Annotated in this window: 19 protein-coding genes; 18 read left to right on the top strand and 1 reads right to left on the bottom strand. The window is 38.6% G+C overall.

The window, feature by feature from the left end:
* The first annotated feature begins 1 nt into the window (after nt 1).
* Nucleotides 2–1,765, top strand: coding sequence for a glycerophosphoryl diester phosphodiesterase membrane domain-containing protein (locus PCY17_RS07150; protein ID WP_000801702.1), 1,764 nt, complete (start codon nt 2–4; stop codon nt 1,763–1,765).
* A gap of 38 nt (nt 1,766–1,803) precedes the next feature.
* On the opposite strand, the gene PCY17_RS07145 is transcribed toward PCY17_RS07150, so the two are convergent.
* Nucleotides 1,804–2,103, bottom strand: a complete 300-nt coding sequence (locus PCY17_RS07145; protein WP_247942815.1) for a YbaB/EbfC family nucleoid-associated protein — start codon at nt 2,101–2,103, stop codon at nt 1,804–1,806.
* A gap of 439 nt (nt 2,104–2,542) precedes the next feature.
* Between PCY17_RS07145 and PCY17_RS07140 the strand changes: the two genes are divergently transcribed.
* The 17 genes from PCY17_RS07140 (at nt 2,543) to lacG (ending at nt 18,184) form a co-directional block, all read left to right on the top strand.
* On the top strand, nt 2,543–3,250 hold the full coding sequence (locus PCY17_RS07140) for a 2-C-methyl-D-erythritol 4-phosphate cytidylyltransferase (protein ID WP_000638515.1): 708 nt from the start codon (nt 2,543–2,545) through the stop codon (nt 3,248–3,250).
* A 4-nt stretch (nt 3,251–3,254) separates the two neighbouring features.
* Nucleotides 3,255–4,277 carry a ribitol-5-phosphate dehydrogenase gene (locus tag PCY17_RS07135; protein ID WP_044020846.1) on the top strand — a complete coding sequence of 341 codons (1,023 nt, stop codon included), beginning with the start codon at nt 3,255–3,257 and terminating at the stop codon, nt 4,275–4,277.
* 16 nt (nt 4,278–4,293) lie between these two features.
* Nucleotides 4,294–5,151: a phosphotransferase family protein gene (locus tag PCY17_RS07130; RefSeq protein WP_301392278.1), complete on the top strand. Its 858-nt coding sequence runs from the start codon at nt 4,294–4,296 to the stop codon at nt 5,149–5,151.
* Nucleotide 5,152: 1 nt separating this feature from the next.
* The gene (locus PCY17_RS07125) at nt 5,153–6,031 is read left to right on the top strand and encodes a DMT family transporter (protein WP_000791843.1); all 879 of its coding nucleotides are present in this window, start codon (nt 5,153–5,155) and stop codon (nt 6,029–6,031) included.
* Between the two features lie 11 nt (nt 6,032–6,042).
* A complete protein-coding gene (locus PCY17_RS07120) occupies nt 6,043–6,732 on the top strand; it encodes a sugar phosphate nucleotidyltransferase (protein WP_000643950.1) in 690 nt (229 codons plus the stop codon).
* Nucleotides 6,733–6,922: 190 nt separating this feature from the next.
* On the top strand, nt 6,923–7,399 hold the full coding sequence (locus tag PCY17_RS07115; protein WP_000521979.1) for a PTS sugar transporter subunit IIA: 477 nt from the start codon (nt 6,923–6,925) through the stop codon (nt 7,397–7,399).
* 37 nt (nt 7,400–7,436) lie between these two features.
* Entirely contained in the window at nt 7,437–7,742 is a 306-nt protein-coding gene (locus tag PCY17_RS07110) for a PTS sugar transporter subunit IIB (protein WP_000590551.1), read from the top strand.
* A 54-nt stretch (nt 7,743–7,796) separates the two neighbouring features.
* Nucleotides 7,797–9,272: a PTS galactitol transporter subunit IIC gene (locus PCY17_RS07105; protein ID WP_000382508.1), complete on the top strand. Its 1,476-nt coding sequence runs from the start codon at nt 7,797–7,799 to the stop codon at nt 9,270–9,272.
* Nucleotides 9,273–9,378: 106 nt separating this feature from the next.
* Complete coding sequence (locus PCY17_RS07100) at nt 9,379–10,275, top strand: aldose 1-epimerase family protein (protein ID WP_216732563.1); 897 nt, start codon at nt 9,379–9,381, stop codon at nt 10,273–10,275.
* Between the two features lie 286 nt (nt 10,276–10,561).
* Nucleotides 10,562–10,987: a galactose-6-phosphate isomerase subunit LacA gene (gene lacA, locus PCY17_RS07095; RefSeq protein WP_000029277.1), complete on the top strand. Its 426-nt coding sequence runs from the start codon at nt 10,562–10,564 to the stop codon at nt 10,985–10,987.
* 148 nt (nt 10,988–11,135) lie between these two features.
* Entirely contained in the window at nt 11,136–11,651 is a 516-nt protein-coding gene (lacB, locus tag PCY17_RS07090; RefSeq protein ID WP_001216921.1) for a galactose-6-phosphate isomerase subunit LacB, read from the top strand.
* Nucleotides 11,652–11,661: 10 nt separating this feature from the next.
* Complete coding sequence (locus PCY17_RS07085; protein ID WP_125854051.1) at nt 11,662–12,591, top strand: tagatose-6-phosphate kinase; 930 nt, start codon at nt 11,662–11,664, stop codon at nt 12,589–12,591.
* A 1-nt stretch (nt 12,592) separates the two neighbouring features.
* A complete protein-coding gene (lacD, locus tag PCY17_RS07080; protein ID WP_001229123.1) occupies nt 12,593–13,573 on the top strand; it encodes a tagatose-bisphosphate aldolase in 981 nt (326 codons plus the stop codon).
* Nucleotides 13,574–13,810: 237 nt separating this feature from the next.
* On the top strand, nt 13,811–14,647 hold the full coding sequence (locus PCY17_RS07075) for a transcription antiterminator (protein WP_301392277.1): 837 nt from the start codon (nt 13,811–13,813) through the stop codon (nt 14,645–14,647).
* Between the two features lie 34 nt (nt 14,648–14,681).
* Nucleotides 14,682–14,999 (top strand): PTS lactose/cellobiose transporter subunit IIA, encoded by a 318-nt coding sequence (locus PCY17_RS07070; protein ID WP_001078319.1) that lies wholly within the window; start codon nt 14,682–14,684, stop codon nt 14,997–14,999.
* Complete coding sequence (locus PCY17_RS07065) at nt 14,999–16,693, top strand: lactose-specific PTS transporter subunit EIIC (protein ID WP_301392276.1); 1,695 nt, start codon at nt 14,999–15,001, stop codon at nt 16,691–16,693. The genes PCY17_RS07070 and PCY17_RS07065 overlap by 1 nt, the downstream gene beginning before the upstream one ends.
* An 84-nt stretch (nt 16,694–16,777) precedes the next feature.
* The gene (lacG, locus tag PCY17_RS07060) at nt 16,778–18,184 is read left to right on the top strand and encodes a 6-phospho-beta-galactosidase (protein WP_301392275.1); all 1,407 of its coding nucleotides are present in this window, start codon (nt 16,778–16,780) and stop codon (nt 18,182–18,184) included.
* Nucleotides 18,185–18,223 lie beyond the last annotated feature (39 nt).

Here is an 18,223-nt window from a genome sequence, read left to right as displayed (position 1 = left end):
TATGAAACCTGAAAAACCTAAAAAGCTAGGTTTTAGGAAGATATACTATAACCTAGATAAGATTTTATTTCTATTTTTCTTGATATTTATGATGGTTGAGTTTGTCTGGCTACCATTAAATTCATGGATTGCTGGCATCCTTCTGAGACAAACCGGTTATTTGTTTATCTCCTACAATAACTTTTGGGCGATTATACAAGGCTCGCCTTTTATCAGTTTAGCCTTTCTCATCTTAATTGCAATCAATCTCCTGGTTGCCTATTTCCAGATTTGTCTTTTGTTTATAGGAGCTCGTCACCTTCTCTATCATGAAAAGAGAACTTTAATTGAGTACAGTAGAAAAGTATTTCACCAGAGCTTTCTATTCGTTAAGCGATTGAGCTTTTGTAAGATGGCCTTTGTCTTTTTTTACATTGCTTTGCTTTTCCCGTTCATCCGTAAGATTTTAAAAATCTACTACCTCAACAAGATTATTATCCCTGATTTTATCGTGAATTATTGGGAAGGTAAGCATTGGCTGGTAGGTCTGATGATCATAGCATCCGCTTGGATCTTTCTCTACATCTCTGTCCGATTTATGTTTGCCCTTCCTAAGATTCTCTTTGAAAGAAAGACCGTAAGAGAAAGTGTGAAATATAGTCTCCAAAAGACAAAGAAAAATGTCCTTTTCTTCTCTTGGCATCTCTTACTCATTATCATAAAAACGTATCTCTTCTTCTTTGGTTTGTTAATTCCCTTGCTTTTTGCGCAAGCAGTGATGGATAATCTAACTCAAAAAGAATCCTTGATTCTCGGTGTGATTAATTTTGTCTTGATTAAAAATTTCCATTACATGACCCTGACTTATTTCCTAGTGAAGTTTGTTTCCTTCCTTACAGGAGAAGAGCTAGAGATTATGCCAAGGCGAAAGAAAGATCATCTGATGAGATGGGGTGTCATGGGGTGTGCAAGCATCATCTTTGCCATAGAAGGATACGTTTATCTGGAATCTCCGGATACCAATACACCTTTAGTGATTTCGCACAGAGGAGTAAGTAATAAAAACGGTGTTCAAAATACTGTGCAGTCTTTAGAAAAAACAGCTCAACTAAAACCAGATCTTATAGAAATGGATGTGCAGGAAACGAAAGACGGTCAGTTCGTGATGATGCACGATGCTAACCTCAAAAATTTAACAGGTATTAATGCTACACCGCAAGATTTGACTCTGGATGAATTAACAAATACAGATATTTACGAGAATGGTTATCAAACAAAGATTTCAAGCTTTGATGCCTATTTAGAGCGTGCAAATGCTTTAAACCAAAAATTGCTGATTGAGATTAAGACCAGTAAAAAAGATAGTCCGCAAATGATGGACCATTTCCTCGAAAAGTATGGAGCGACTATCAAGAAATATGGACATCAGATGCAATCACTAGACTACCATGTGATTGATAAAGTGTTGACTTATGATTCTGAAATTCCAGTTTACTTCATTCTCCCCTATAACAGTATCTTCCCAAGAACCAAGGCAACGGGTTATACTATGGAGTACTCAACTTTGGATGAATACTTTGTCAATAAACTCTGGACAACTGATCAGAGACTCTATGTTTGGACCGTAAATGGTTCGGAGGCATTTGATAAAGCAGTTCGCCTCGGCGCAGATGGCATGATAACGGATGATCTTGAAATGGTCCAGTCACAAGTCACAATGGCTCAAGACGATCCGGAATATACGGAATTACTCTTAAAGAAAGCAATGGAATTCTTTGATTTCTAAGAAAAAAAGAGAAACAGATGTTTCTCTTTTTTTGTGGATTAGAAAGGCAATTTTCCAGCGAAAGCACCTAGTTTCTTCTTAGTCGTTTCATCAATTTGTTCAAGAGCAGCGTTAATTGCTTGCGCAGTCATGTCAGAAAGTGTTTCGAGATCTTCTGGATCTACAACTGCTGGGTTGAAGTCAATGCTGACAACTTTTTTGTCTCCAGTAAAAGTTGCTTGGACAAGGTCCTGAGCTGATTTTCCAACAAATTCTATGGCAGCGAGTTCTGCTTGGCTTTGTTCCATTTGTTTTTGAAGTTTTTGTGCTTGGCGCATCATGTTTTGCATGTTCATCATGGCGGTTTACAGTTTCCTTTTTCTATTATTTTCTTTTTTATTTTATCAATTTTAGGAGCAAAAGTCTATTATTTGTTTAATTCATGAGATATATAACCTTTTATAATGAGTCTCTCAAACAACTTTTAAGAAATTTACTATGCACACCTAGTATTCTTTGCTAAACAAAAAATTTCATTTAAGCTTTCTTTAAGGTTTCTATTATATTCTAAAGAACTCTATATTAACCGAACGTTGGACGGATAATATAGAGGATAACCTATTTTTATTTCTTAATTTGTTATGGTCTTTCTGGATTTAGTAACACATTGTTCACTTTTTACCTTAAATGGTGTGTTGATTAGACTAAATGACGCTCTGTCTTTTTTTCATGATGGAGGCAGATTGTGATATAATAGATAGTAATGAGTTTTTTAGAATAAACTAAAGGAGAATATAAATGATCTATGCAGGAATCCTAGCCGGAGGAACTGGCACACGCATGGGAATCAGTAATTTACCAAAACAATTCTTGGAGTTGGGTGATCGACCTATTTTGATCCACACAATTGAAAAATTCGTCTTAGAACCAAGTATTGAAAAAATTGTAGTTGGAGTTCATGGAGACTGGGTGTCACACGCTGAGGACCTAGTTGACAAGTATCTTTCTCTCCACAAGGATCGCATCATCATTACCAAAGGTGGGGCTGATCGCAATACCAGTATCGAGAAGATTATAGAAGCCATTAATGCCTATCGTCCAATCACTCTAGAAGATATCGTGGTTACCCACGACTCTGTTCGTCCTTTTATCACACTTCGCATGATTCAGGACAATATCAAACTTGCTCAAGATCATGATGCGGTTGACACAGTAGTAGAAGCGGTTGATACCATTGTTGAAAGTACAAATGGTCAGTTTATCACGGATATTCCAAATCGTGCTCACCTCTATCAAGGTCAAACACCTCAGACATTCCGTTGCAAGGATTTCATGGATTTGTATGGTTCCCTATCTGATCAAGAAAAGGAAATCCTGACGGATGCATGTAAAATTTTTGTTATCAAAGGAAAGGATGTTGCTCTAGCTAAAGGGGAATATTCAAACCTTAAAATCACAACGGTGACAGACTTGAAAATCGCGAAAAGCATGATTGAGAAAGACTAAGGCTATGATTAATCAAATTTATCAACTGACCAAACCAAAGTTTATCAATGTAAAATATCAAGAAGAGGATATTGATCAGGAGAATCATATCCTGATTCGTCCAAATTATATGGCGGTTTGTCATGCGGATCAACGTTACTATCAAGGGAAGCGTGATCCAAAGATATTGGCTAATAAACTTCCTATGGCCATGATTCATGAGTCTTGTGGAACTGTTATTTCAGATCCGACTGGGACTTATGAAGTCGGTCAAAAGGTAGTTATGATTCCCAATCAACCGCCTATGCAGAGTGACAAGGAGTTCTACGAGAACTACATGACCGGAACCTACTTCCTATCAAGTGGTTATGATGGCTTTATGAGAGAATTTGTCTCTCTTCCAAAAGATCGTGTTGTGTCTTATAATGACATTGAGGACACAGTTGCAGCCATTACTGAGTTTGTGAGTGTTGGTATGCATGCCATGGATCGTTTCTTGCATCTTGGTCATAGTAAGCGAGAGCGCATTGCTGTTATCGGAGATGGTAGTTTGGCCTTTGTGGTTGCAAATATTATCAATTATACCTTGCCAGAAGCAGAGATTATCGTCTTTGGTCGCCATTGGGAAAAACTAGAGCTCTTCTCTTTTGCAAAAGAGTGCTATATTACTGATAATATCCCAGAGGATTTGACCTTTGATCATGGGTTTGAGTGTTGCGGTGGCGATGGTACAGGCCCAGCTATCAATGACTTGATTCGCTATATTCGTCCACAGGGAACGATTCTCATGATGGGAGTGAGTGAATACAAGGTTAATATCAATACACGAGATGCTTTGGAAAAAGGATTGTTATTAGTAGGCTCATCTCGTTCAGGACGCGTCGATTTTGAGAAGGCTATTCAAATGATGGAAGTCAAGAAGTTTGCGAATCGTCTGAAAAATATTCTTTATGTTGAAGAACCAGTGAGAGAAATCAAGGACATTCACCGTGTCTTTGCTACAGACCTAAATACTGCTTTCAAAACAGTATTTAAGTGGGAAGTGTAGAAGATGGAGGTTAATTGTGGAGAAACTCATCAAAGAAAAAATTTCTTCTTTACTATCTGATGAAGAGGAAGTACTCAGTGTTGAACAGTTGGGAGGCATGACCAACCAAAACTATTTGGTTAAAACAACCAACAAACAGTATATTGTGAAATTTTTTGGTAAAGGGACTGAAAAACTCATCAATCGTCAAAATGAAAAGTACAATCTTGAACTTTTAGAGGATTTAGATTTAGATGTCAAAAATTATCTCTTTGATATTGAGTCAGGGATTAAAGTAAATGAGTACATCGAATCAGCAGTAACTCTTGATTCAACATCAATTAAGTCCAAGTTTGAAAAGATTGCACCAATTTTACAAATCATCCACGCTTCAGGGAAAGAATTAAGAGGAGAATTTGCTCCTTTTGAGGAAATCAGCAAATATGAATCCTTGATTGAGGGACCTATCCCTTATGAAAACTATGAAGCTGTAAGAAAAGATGTATTTTCACTAGAAAAGAGATTGGCTGATTTGGGTGTTGATAGAAAGTCCTGTCACATCGATTTGGTACCAGAAAACTTTATCGAGTCACCACAAGGTCGTTTGTATTTGATTGACTGGGAATACTCTTCTATGAATGACCCGATGTGGGATTTGGCAGCTCTTTTCTTAGAGTCTGAATTTACAAAGCAAGAGGAAGATGATTTCCTTTCCTACTATGAAAGTGACAAAACGCCTGTATCACGTGAGAAGATTCGTATCTATAAAATCTTGCAAGATACTATCTGGAGTTTGTGGACAGTGTACAAAGAAGCTCAAGGAGCTGATTTTGGAGATTATGGTATCAACCGTTACCAAAGAGCTGTCAAAGGTTTGACTTATTATGGAGGTTAGGATGAAGAATAAAAATGGTGTTTCCTTTGGTCTGCTCTCTGGAATTTTCTGGGGATTAGGTCTAACGATTAGTGCTTATATCTTTTCTATTTTTACAAATCTTTCACCTTTTGTGGTGGCTGCTGCTCATGATTTCTTGAGTATCTTTATCTTGTTAGCTTTTCTTTTGGTAAAAGAAAGAAAAGTTCGTCTTTCGATTTTCTTAAATATTCGAAATGTGAGTGTTATAATCGGTGCTTTACTAGCAGGACCTATAGGTATGCAGGCCAATCTTTATGCGGTTAAATATATCGGTAGTTCACTAGCTTCATCTGTATCCGCTATTTACCCAGCAGTTTCAGTTTTGCTCGCCTTCTTCATTTTGAAACACAAGGTTTCAAAGAATACAGTATTCGGTGTTTTCTTGATTATTGCAGCGATCATTGCTCAAACCTACAAGGTTGAACAAGTTAACTCGTTTTACATTGGGATTCTTTGTGCCCTTATCTGTGCCATTGCCTGGGGGAGTGAAAGTGTTCTCAGCTCCTATGCTATGGAAAGTGATTTAAGTGAAATTGAAGCCTTGTTAATTCGACAAGTAACCTCATTCTTATCCTATCTTGTGATTGTGCTCTTTTCTCACCATTCATTTGCAGAAGTGGCAGATGGGCAGTTACTAGGCCTCTTGCTTGTCTTTGCGGCCTTTAATATGATTTCCTACTTAGCTTATTATATCGCCATTAATCGTTTGCAACCTGCAAAAGCGACAGGTTTGAATGTGAGCTATGTAGTCTGGACTGTCTTATTTGCAGTTATTTTCTTGGGTGCACCGCTAGATATGCTGACAATTATCACTTCACTTATTGTTATGGCTGGTGTTTATATTATTATTAAAGAATAAAGGAGATTCGTGTGAAAGCGATTATTTTGGCAGCAGGCTTAGGAACTCGTCTACGCCCTATGACTGAAAATACCCCAAAAGCTTTGGTTAAGGTTAATCAAAAACCCTTGGTAGAATACCAAATTGAGTTTTTGAAAGAGAGAGGAATTGATGAGATTATTATCGTTGTCGGTTACCTCAAAGAACAATTTGACTACCTAAAAGAAAAATATGGTGTCCGTTTAGTCTTTAACGACAAGTATGCTGATTACAATAACTTTTACTCACTTTATCTAGTAAAAGAAGATTTGGCTAACAGCTATGTCATCGATGCAGATAACTATCTTTTCAAAAATATGTTTCGAAACGATCTTAAACGTTCTACCTATTTCAGTGTTTATCGCGAAGACTGTACCAACGAGTGGTTCTTAGTTTATGGTGATGACTACAAGGTTCAAGACATTATTGTTGATAGCAAGGCTGGTCGCATTCTGAGCGGAGTATCATTCTGGGATGCACCAACTGCTGAGAAGATTGTTGGCTTTATTGACAAAGCTTACGAAAGTGGTGAATTTGTTGATCTCTACTGGGACAACATGGTTAAGGATAATATCAAAGAATTGGATGTCTATGTCGAAGAATTAGAAGGAAATAGCATCTATGAAATTGATAGTGTAAAAGATTACCATAAATTAGAAGAGATTTTATCTACTATTGAGTAAGGAAATAGAAGAAGGCTTGGGCCTTCTTTTTTTGTGTATTTTATAACAAGAATGTTTGATATTGATTGTATTCTTTAAATGAAACAAAAATTACAAAAAAATGAACAAAATAAAACAAAAATTATTGACAACGATTTCATATAGTGTTATACTTATTACATAAAAGATAATTGAAAGAAGGGAAAATGTTATGGGATTAGATCATTTCTTTGACAAAAACCTGGTGTTTTGCTTAGAAGCGGATAATCAAGAACAACTCTTTGATCAGGTAGCAAGCTTGTTGGAAGAACGAGAAATTGTCACTCCAACTTATCGTGAAGCCTTGATCACGCGTGAAAAGTCATTTCCAACTGGCTTAGATATGGAATTTCTAGGTAAGGACTTGCCAAATGTTGCGATTCCTCATACAGATATTGTTCATAATCTAGCTGAGAAAGTAGTGGTTGTTCGATTAGAAAAACCAGTAACTTTTCACAATATGATTGCTCCTGATAAGGAAGTAGAAGTATCCCTACTCTTCTTTATCATTAACAACTCAAGTTCAAGTCAAACAAATATTCTGGCTCAGTTGATGGACTTTTTCACAGGAAATGGACATCTGGAAGATCTATCAAAAATTTCCGAACCAGAAAAACTTTATGCTTACATTGCTGAAGCAACCGCTTAATCTTGTCTATTAAAAAATAAAATCGGAGGAAATCCAAATGATTAAAATTCTTGCTGCCTGCGGTGCAGGTGTTAACTCAAGTCACCAAATTAAAAGTGCTCTAGAAGAAGAACTTTCAAACCGTGGTTATGATGTTCACTGTGATGCAGTCATGGTGAAAGATGTAAACGAAGACCTTATCAAGGGCTACGATATCTTTACACCAATCGCTGCAACTGACCTTGGTTTTGAACCTGGTATTCCAGTAATTGAAGCTGGACCAATCTTGTTCCGTATTCCAGCGATGAGCGCTCCAGTATTTGACAATATTGAAGCAGCTATCAAAGAACACGGACTAAGCTAATTTATTCTTTATCTTGTTAACATTCATATAACTAAAAAAACGGGAGGAACTATTATGGATGTCATTATCGAACTAGCCAATAAGATTTTCAAGCCAGTCTTGGAAATGGGTGGTCCTATCATCATGCTGATCATCTTGACAGTATTGGCTTTACTATTTGGAGTGAAATTCTCCAAAGCGCTTGAAGGTGGTATCAAACTTGCCATCGCCCTTACTGGTATCGGTGCTATCATCGGTATGCTCAACGGAGCTTTCTCAGCATCACTTGCAAAATTCGTTGAAAATACTGGTATTCAATTGAACATCACTGACGTTGGTTGGGCACCACTTGCAACCATCACTTGGGGATCTGCATGGACACTTTACTTCTTGCTTGTAATGTTGATTGTCAACATTGTGATGCTTGCAATGAAGAAAACAGATACACTTGACGTCGATATCTTCGATATCTGGCACTTGTCAATCACTGGTCTTTTGATCAAATGGTACGCAGACAACAATGGAGTTAGCCAAGGGGTTTCACTCTTCATCGCAACTGCAGCAGTTGTCCTTGTAGGTATTTTGAAAATCATCAACTCTGATTTGATGAAACCAACTTTCGACGACCTTCTTAATGCACCAAGTTCATCACCAATGACTTCAACTCACATGAACTACATGATGAACCCAGTTATCATGGTCTTGGATAAAATCTTTGATAAAGTATTGCCTGGTCTCGATAAATATGACTTTGACGCTGCAAAATTGAACAAAAAAATCGGTTTCTGGGGATCTAAATTCTTTATCGGTTTCATCCTTGGTATTGTTATTGGTTTGATGGGGACTCCACACCCAGTTGCTGGAGTAGAAGGAGCTGATAAATGGGAACTTGTTATTAAAGGTTGGTTGAGCCTTGGTTTGACTGCCGGTGTAGCTTTGGAACTCTTCTCACTTATCGGATCATGGTTCATCGCAGCCGTAGAACCACTCTCACAAGGTATTACAAACGTTGCTACTAAACGTCTTCAAGGACGTAAATTCAACATCGGTCTTGACTGGCCTTTCATCGCTGGTCGCGCTGAAATCTGGGCTTGTGCTAACGTACTTGCTCCAATCATGCTAGTAGAAGCTGTGCTTCTTTCAAACGTCGGTAATGGTATCTTGCCACTTGCAGGTATCATCGCTATGGGTGTGACTCCAGCTCTCTTGGTTGTTACACGTGGTAAATTGCTCCGTATGATTATCTTCGGAACACTCTTGTTGCCTCTCTTCCTTCTTTCTGGTACTCTTATCGCTCCATTTGCAACTGAACTTGCTAAAGGTGTAGGTGCCTTCCCAGAAGGTGTGAGCCAAACTCAATTGATTACCCACTCAACTCTTGAAGGACCAATTGAAAAACTATTTGGTTGGGCAATCGGTAATGCTACAACAGGTGATATCAAAGCAATCCTTGGTGCAGCAGTCTTCCTTGTATTCTATGTAGGTATCTTTGCTTGGTATAGAAAACAAATGATCAAACGTAACGAAGAATACGCAGCAAATGCTAAATAATTCGCTCCTATAAAATGTAAATTGTGAAAACTAGGTTGTTAATTTCCTACATTGGGAGTGGCAACCTAGTTTTTATATAAAGATCTAAAAATAGTTGGAGAATATTATGGTAATTGAAATAAAATCAGATCAGTTAACGGTCCAGTTTAAAACCTTAGGTGGCGCCTTGTCGTCGATCAAGGATCGAGAAGGCATTGAGTATCTGTGGCAAGGAGATGCCACTTACTGGAGTGGACAAGCGCCAGTACTTTTTCCAATCTGTGGCTCTTTAAGAGAAGATACAGCCTTCTACAGTCACGCAGATGGAACAGAGACGAAAGGAAACATTCCTCGTCATGGTTTGGTCCGTAAAAAAGAATTTGACTTAGTTGAACATACAGAAAACAGTGTTACTTTTGCTATCGAAGATGATGAGAATACTTATCAAAACTATCCTTATCATTTCCGCCTTGAAATCACTTATCTAGTGACTGGCAAGACTGTCCGTACTCAATACAAAGTCTTCAATAGAGAAACTAATAAAGTAATGCCATTCTTTATAGGAGGACATCCAGGATTTAATTGTCCTCTGTTAGATGGCGAAACTTATGAAGATTACTATTTAGAGTTTGAGAAAGAAGAGACTTGCTCTGTTCCCCGTCCTTTCCCAGAAACTGGCATGTTAGACTTTCAAGATAGAAGTCCATGGTTGGATTCGCAAAAGGAAGTGGATCTCAGTTACGATCTGTTTAGTGTTGATGCAGTGACTTTGGATGAGTTGCAATCCAGAACAATTGCCCTTCGTTCTCGTAAACATGAGAAGGGATTAAAAGTACACTTCCAAGAGTTTTCAAATCTCATCATTTGGTCAACTTTGAATAAGGGACCTTTCATTGCCTTTGAACCTTGGTCTGGCTTGTCAACATCTCTTGAAGAAGGAGATCATCTAGAAGATAAGAAGAATGTTCGTCTCCTAGAACCTGGTCAAGTAGATCAGATTGGCTTTGATATTGAAATATTTTAGATTAAAAACTATAAAAACAAACATTTACTGTTGACTTTTTCTATAAATAGGAGTATATTATGTTTGTAAGCAACAAATGATGTTTGTAACAAACAAATAATCACTTGTTATATTCTCTTTCGAGGAGAAAGTTTGTTTCTAGGAACTTGATTTCCTGGACTTGGATAAGCTATCGAACAGCTTATTCAATCAAATTTGTCAATAAACTGCTAGAAAGTCTTTTGTAGGTAAACTGCTAACTATAAAAGTCTTTACTAGCCTAGAATAATAAAAAGGAGTATACAATATGTCTATTGTTATCGGTGCAGATGCTGCAGGTTTGAGATTGAAAGAAGTTGTGAAAGACTTCTTGGAAAAAGAAAACTTCCACGTTGTGGATGTTACAGCTGAAGGTCAAGACTTTGTTGATGTGACTCTTGCTGTTGCTGCAGAAGTAAACAAAGAAGAACAAAACCTTGGTATCGTGATTGATGCTTATGGTGCTGGTCCTTTCATGGTTGCAACAAAAATCAAAGGAATGGTTGCTGCAGAAGTATCTGACGAACGTTCAGCTTATATGACTCGTGGTCACAACAACTCACGTATGATCACTATGGGTGCACAACTTGTTGGTGATGAATTGGCTAAAAACATTGCTAAAGGATTTGTTAACGGCAAATACGATGGTGGTCGTCACCAAATTAGGGTCGATATGTTGAACAAAATGTGCTAATACTCTTCAAAAATCAAGATAATCTGTTGTCAGCTCACTTTAGCTAACCTCAGTTATGCTTGCAGCTCGCTTCCTAAGCTAATCTTGATTTTTATTGAGTAAGGATAAATGATATTAGATTTATATAATTAATCGGAGGGAATAACTAATGAGAATTGCAATTGGATGTGACCACATCGTAACAGATGAAAAAATGGCGGTTTCAGAATTTTTGAAATCAAAAGGATATGAAGTCATCGACTTTGGTACCTATGACCACACACGTACTCACTACCCAATCTTTGGTAAAAAAGTTGGTGAAGCCGTTACAAGCGGTCAAGCTGATCTTGGAGTATGTATCTGTGGTACTGGTGTTGGGATCAACAACGCTGTAAACAAAGTCCCAGGAGTTCGTTCTGCCTTGGTTCGTGATATGACAACAGCTCTTTATGCAAAAGAACAATTGAATGCCAACGTTATTGGTTTTGGTGGTAAAATCACTGGTGAATTGCTCATGTGCGACATCATTGAAGCTTTCATCAATGCTGAATACAAACCATCAGAAGAAAACAAAAAATTGATTGCGAAAATTGAGCACGTTGAAACTCACAATGCTCATCAAGCAGATGCAAACTTCTTTACAGAATTCCTTGAAAAATGGGATCGCGGTGAATACCACGACTAAGAGGTGACGCATGATTTTAACAGTCACAATGAATCCATCCATTGATATTTCTTATCCTTTGGATGAATTAAAAATTGACACTGTCAACCGTGTGGTGGACGTGACCAAGACAGCTGGTGGTAAAGGTCTCAATGTTACACGAGTTCTTTCAGAATTTGGTGATTCTGTTGCTGCTACTGGTTTGGTCGGTGGTAAACTTGGTGAGTTTTTAGTAGAGCATATTGACGATAAAGTAACGAAACGTTTCTTCTCCATTCAAGGAGAGACTCGTAACTGTATCGCTATTCTACACGGTGAAAACCAAACAGAAATCCTTGAAAAAGGTCCCGAAGTTCTTGAACAAGAAGGGCAAGATTTCTTGGCTCATTTCGAAAATCTTCTTGACACTGTAGAAGTAGTAGCCATCTCAGGTAGTCTTCCAGCTGGCCTTCCAGTTGACTACTATGCGAGCTTAGTAGAACTTGCTAATCGCGCAGGAAAACCAGTTGTTCTGGATTGCTCAGGTGCTGCCCTTCAGGAGGTTCTTGAATCACCACATAAACCAACAGTAATCAAACCAAATAACGAAGAATTGTCTCAGCTTCTTGGGAAAGAAGTTTCTGAGGATTTGGATGAATTAAAAGAAGTTCTTCAAGAGCCTCTATTTGCAGGGATTGAGTGGATTATCGTTTCACTTGGTGCAAATGGTGCTTTTGCAAAACATGGTGATACTTTCTATAAAGTAGATATTCCAAGAATTCAGGTAGTCAATCCTGTCGGATCTGGAGATTCTACTGTTGCAGGTATTTCATCAGGTCTTCTTCATAAGGAATCTGATCAAGAACTCCTCATCAAGGCCAATGTCCTTGGTATGCTCAATGCCCAAGAAAAGATGACAGGTCATGTCAATATGGCCAACTATCAAGCTTTATATGATCAATTAATAGTAAAAGAGGTATAAAATGGCTTTAACAGAACAAAAACGTGCACGCTTAGAAAAACTTTCAGATGAAAATGGCATTATCTCCGCTCTTGCCTTTGACCAACGTGGTGCTTTGAAACGCCTTATGGCTCAATACCAAACAGAAGAGCCAACAGTCGCTCAAATGGAAGAACTCAAAGTATTGGTAGCAGATGAATTGACTAAATACGCATCCTCTATGCTTCTTGACCCAGAGTATGGTCTTCCAGCTACAAAAGCTCTTGCACCAAATGCTGGTCTTCTCCTTGCTTATGAAAAAACAGGATACGACACAACTAGCACCAAACGCTTGCCAGACTGCTTAGATGTTTGGTCTGCCAAACGCATCAAAGAACAAGGTGCGGATGCTGTCAAATTCTTGCTTTACTATGACGTAGACAGCTCTGACGAACTCAACCAACAAAAACAAGCCTACATCGAACGCATTGGTTCTGAGTGTGTGGCAGAGGACATTCCATTCTTCCTTGAAATCTTGGCTTACGATGAAAAAATCGCTGACGCAGGTTCTGCAGAATACGCTAAAGTAAAACCACACAAGGTTATCGGTGCTATGAAAGTCTTCTCAGACCCACGCTTTAACATCGATGTCTTGAAAGTAGAAGTTCCAGTCAATGTGAAATACGTTGAAGGATTTGGTGATGGTGAAATCGTTCATACACGTGAAGAAGCAGCAGCCTTCTTTAAAGCTCAAGATGAAGCGACTAACTTGCCATATATCTACTTGAGTGCAGGTGTGTCAGCTAAACTCTTCCAAGAAACCCTTGTCTTTGCCCACGAATCAGGTGCAAACTTCAACGGCGTTCTTTGTGGCCGTGCTACATGGGCTGGATCAGTTGAAGCCTACATCAAAGACGGTGAGGCAGCAGCTCGTGAATGGCTACGCACAACTGGATTTGAGAACATTGACGAACTCAACAAGGTTCTTCAAACAACAGCAACTTCATGGACTGAACGTGTATAAGTTTCCCCCCCTAATCTTAGGAACATTGATCTAAATAAAAATTTTAAAAAAAGTTGAATGTAAAGGTTTACAAAAAAACCGACTTGTGCTATACTTAAATCACAAGTTAATACAAGGTGAGTGTTACTAAGTAATATTAGGCATGATCACAGGTGAATTAGAAATCAAAGGATTTTCTAGTTCATTTGTGGTCATTTTTTATACTCATATACCTTTAAGATATAAAAGGAGGTTGACATGTATCGAATTCTAAACCCAATGAATCACAATGTCTCGCTTGTCAGAAATGACAAAGGAGAAGAGGTGATTGTGATTGGTAAGGGGATTGCATTTGGGAAAAAGAAGGGGGATTTGATTGCTGAAGAACAAGTTGAGAAAATCTTTCGGATGAAGACAGAAGAGTCCAGAGAAAATTTTATGGCTCTGCTCAAAGATGTTCCGCTTGATTTTATCACAGTGACCTATGAGATTATTGATAAGCTATCAAAGAAATATCATTATCCGATTCAAGAGTATCTCTACGTAACCTTGACAGATCATATTTACTGCTCTTACCAAGCTCTAGCACAAGGAAGGTACAAGGATAGTAATCTGCCAGATATTTCCACTAAGTATCCTGTCGCTTTTCAAATCGCAAAGGAAGCCTTTGAAATCTATCGTCAGAAGTTGACAGATCATTTCCCTGAGGATGAAATTATTCGGATCGCTTATCATTTCATCAATGCCGAAGGGGAGAACGAAGTTCAAGTGGTTGAGTCGATTGATAAGAGGAAAGAAATTCTCAGGAATGTTGAAGAAGTGCTAAAGGGTTATGCAATTCAACGAACCAAAGAGAATAATCATTTCTATGATCGTTTTATGATTCATTTGAATTATTTCTTGGATTATTTAGACAGATCTAGAGATGATAACCAATCACTTCTGGATATGGAAGATCATATTAAACAATCCTATCCAAAAGCGTTCGAGATTGGTTTCAAGATCTATGATGTGATTACGCAACATACGGGTCTTGATTTGTATAAGAGTGAGCGAGTTTATCTAGTTCTACATATACAACGTTTACTGTCATAAGATTTATCAAACAATATATAAGGAGGATTCTATCATGAATAGAGAAGAAGTAACATTGTTAGGTTTTGAAATCGTAGCCTATGCTGGAGATGCTCGTTCAAAACTATTGGAAGCCTTAAAGGCTGCTGAAGCTGGTGATTTTGCGAAAGCAGATAGTTTAGTTGAGGAAGCTGGTGGCTGTATCGCCGAGGCTCATCACGCGCAAACAAGTCTATTGACCAAGGAGGCAGCTGGTGAGGATTTGGCTTATAGTGTGACCATGATGCATGGCCAAGACCACTTGATGACGACTATCTTGTTAAAAGATTTGATGCACCATTTAATCGAACTCTATAAGAGAGGAGTTAAGTAATGAATAAATTAATTGCTTTTATCGAGAAAGGGAAACCTTTCTTTGAAAAACTGTCTCGTAATATTTACCTTCGTGCTATCCGTGATGGTTTCATTGCAGGGATGCCTGTTATTCTCTTCTCAAGTATCTTTATCTTGATTGCCTTTGTTCCTAACTCATGGGGCTTTAAATGGTCTGATGATGTTGTTAATCTCCTCATGAAACCTTATAGCTATTCAATGGGGATTCTAGCTCTCTTGGTAGCTGGTACAACAGCTAAGTCATTGACCGACTCAGTAAACCGCAGCATGGAAAAAACCAACCAAATCAACTATATGTCAACTCTTTTGGCAGCGATTGTCGGTTTGTTGATGTTAGCAGCTGATCCAATTGAAGGTGGCTTTGCAACAGGTTTCCTTGGAACAAAAGGTTTGCTTTCAGCATTTCTTGCTGCCTTTGTTACCGTAGCAATCTATAAGGTTTGTGTTAAGAATAACGTTACCATTCGTATGCCTGACGAAGTTCCACCCAATATCTCACAAGTTTTTAAAGATGTGATTCCATTCACTCTATCTGTTGTTTCTCTTTATGCTCTTGATTTACTAGCTCGTCATTTTGTTGGTGCAAGCGTTGCAGAATCAATCGGTAAATTCTTTGCACCATTATTCTCAGCCGCTGATGGATATCTAGGTATTACCATTATCTTTGGGGCCTTTGCCTTCTTCTGGTTTGTTGGTATCCACGGTCCTTCAATCGTCGAACCTGCTATCGCAGCTATTACCTATGCAAATGCTGAAGTCAACTTGAATCTTCTCCAACAAGGTATGCACGCAGATAAGATCCTTACTTCTGGAACACAAATGTTTATCGTTACCATGGGTGGTACTGGTGCTACACTGGTTGTTCCATTCATGTTCATGTGGTTGACCAAATCGAAACGAAACCGTGCAATCGGACGTGCTTCAGTAGTTCCAACTTTCTTTGGTGTAAATGAACCAATCTTGTTTGGTGCACCGCTTGTATTGAATCCAATCTTCTTTATTCCATTTATCTTTGCGCCAATTGCCAACGTATGGATCTTTAAATTCTTTATTGAAACGCTTGGCATGAACTCATTTACTGCCAATCTTCCTTGGACAACACCAGGTCCGCTTGGTATTGTTCTCGGGACAAACTTCCAATTCTTGTCATTTTTACTTGCTGCTTTGTTAATCCTTGTAGACGTAGCTATCTACTATCCATTCCTCAAGGTTTATGATGAACAAATTCTTGAAGAAGAGCGTTCTGGTAAAGCCAATGATGAATTGAAAGAAAAAGTAGCTGCAAACTTCAATACTGCCAAAGCGGATGCTATTCTTGAAAAAGCAGGTGTAGAAGCATCTCAAAATACAATTACAGAAGAAACTAATGTTCTCGTTCTCTGTGCAGGAGGAGGTACAAGTGGTCTCCTTGCAAATGCTCTAAACAAAGCAGCTGCAGAGTACAAGGTTCCTGTTAAAGCAGCAGCTGGTGGCTATGGAGCTCACCGTGAAATGTTGCCTGAGTTTGATCTGGTTATCCTTGCTCCTCAAGTTGCTTCTAACTTTGAAGATATGAAAGCAGAGACCGACAAACTTGGTATCAAACTTGCCAAGACAGAAGGTGGGCAATACATTAAATTGACTCGCGATGGAAAAGGTGCTCTTGCCTTTGTTCAAGCGCAGTTCGAAGAATAAAAGGTAAAGAGCGAAGAAGTGAGATGGAGGAATTCCTCCCAACTCTATCTCCATCTCATTTCTATTTCTTGAAAGGTGAATCAAATGACAAAAACACTTCCAAAAGACTTTATTTTTGGCGGGGCAACAGCAGCCTATCAAGCAGAAGGTGCGACCAATACTGATGGTAAAGGACCAGTTGCCTGGGACAAATACCTCAAAGATAACTACTGGTACACTGCTGAACCAGCCAGTGATTTCTATCACAAATACCCAGTTGACCTCAAACTTGCAGAAGAGTATGGTGTCAATGGTATCCGTATTTCAATCGCTTGGTCACGTATCTTTCCAACTGGTTATGGGAAGGTTAATGACAAGGGGGTTGAGTTCTATCATAATCTATTTGCAGAATGTCACAAACGGCATGTTGAGCCCTTTGTAACTCTTCATCACTTTGATACGCCAGAAGCACTTCATTCAAATGGAGATTTCCTGAATAGAGAAAACATTGATCACTTTGTGGATTATGCAGCCTTCTGTTTTGAAGAATTTCCTGAAGTTAACTATTGGACAACCTTTAATGAAATTGGGCCAATTGGTGATGGTCAATACTTGGTTGGGAAATTCCCTCCAGGTATTCAGTACGACCTTGCCAAAGTCTTCCAATCTCATCACAATATGATGGTGTCACATGCGCGTGCAGTCAAGCTATATAAAGATAAAGGCTATAAAGGGGAAATTGGTGTGGTTCACGCCCTGCCTACTAAATATCCTCTAGATCCTGAAAATCAAGCAGATGTTCGCGCTGCTGAGTTGGAAGATATCATTCACAATAAATTTATTTTGGATGCGACTTATCTAGGACGATATTCCGAAGAAACCATGGAAGGTGTCAATCATATCTTAGCAGTCAATGGTGGAAGTTTAGATCTGCATGAAGAAGACTTCGCTGTGCTAGAAGCTGCAAAAGACCTGAATGACTTCCTTGGTATTAACTACTATATGAGTGATTGGATGCAAGCCTTTGATGGAGAAACAGAAATCATTCACAATGGTAAGGGTGAAAAAGGAAGCTCTAAATATCAGATTAAGGGAGTTGGACGCCGAGTGGCGCCTGACTATGTACCACGTACGGATTGGGACTGGATTATCTATCCTCAAGGTTTGTATGATCAAATCATGCGCGTGAAGAAAGATTACCCAAATTACAAGAAAATCTACATCACTGAGAATGGTCTTGGATACAAAGATGAGTTTGTGGATGGGACAGTTTATGATGATGGACGGATTGATTACGTTAAGAAACACATGGAAGTGATTGCAGATGCAATCTCCGATGGAGCCAATGTCAAAGGCTATTTTATCTGGTCTCTGATGGATGTCTTCTCTTGGTCAAATGGCTATGAAAAGCGTTATGGCCTCTTCTATGTTGATTTTGAAACCCAGGAGCGCTATCCAAAGAAATCGGCTCACTGGTACAAGAAACTAGCTGAGACACAACTTATTGATTAAAATTCAACAAAAATTCCCCGCCAAAAGGCAGGGGAATTT

Source organism: Streptococcus sp. SO2 (genome assembly GCF_030440025.1).
This window is presented reverse-complemented; position numbering and strand designations above follow the sequence as displayed.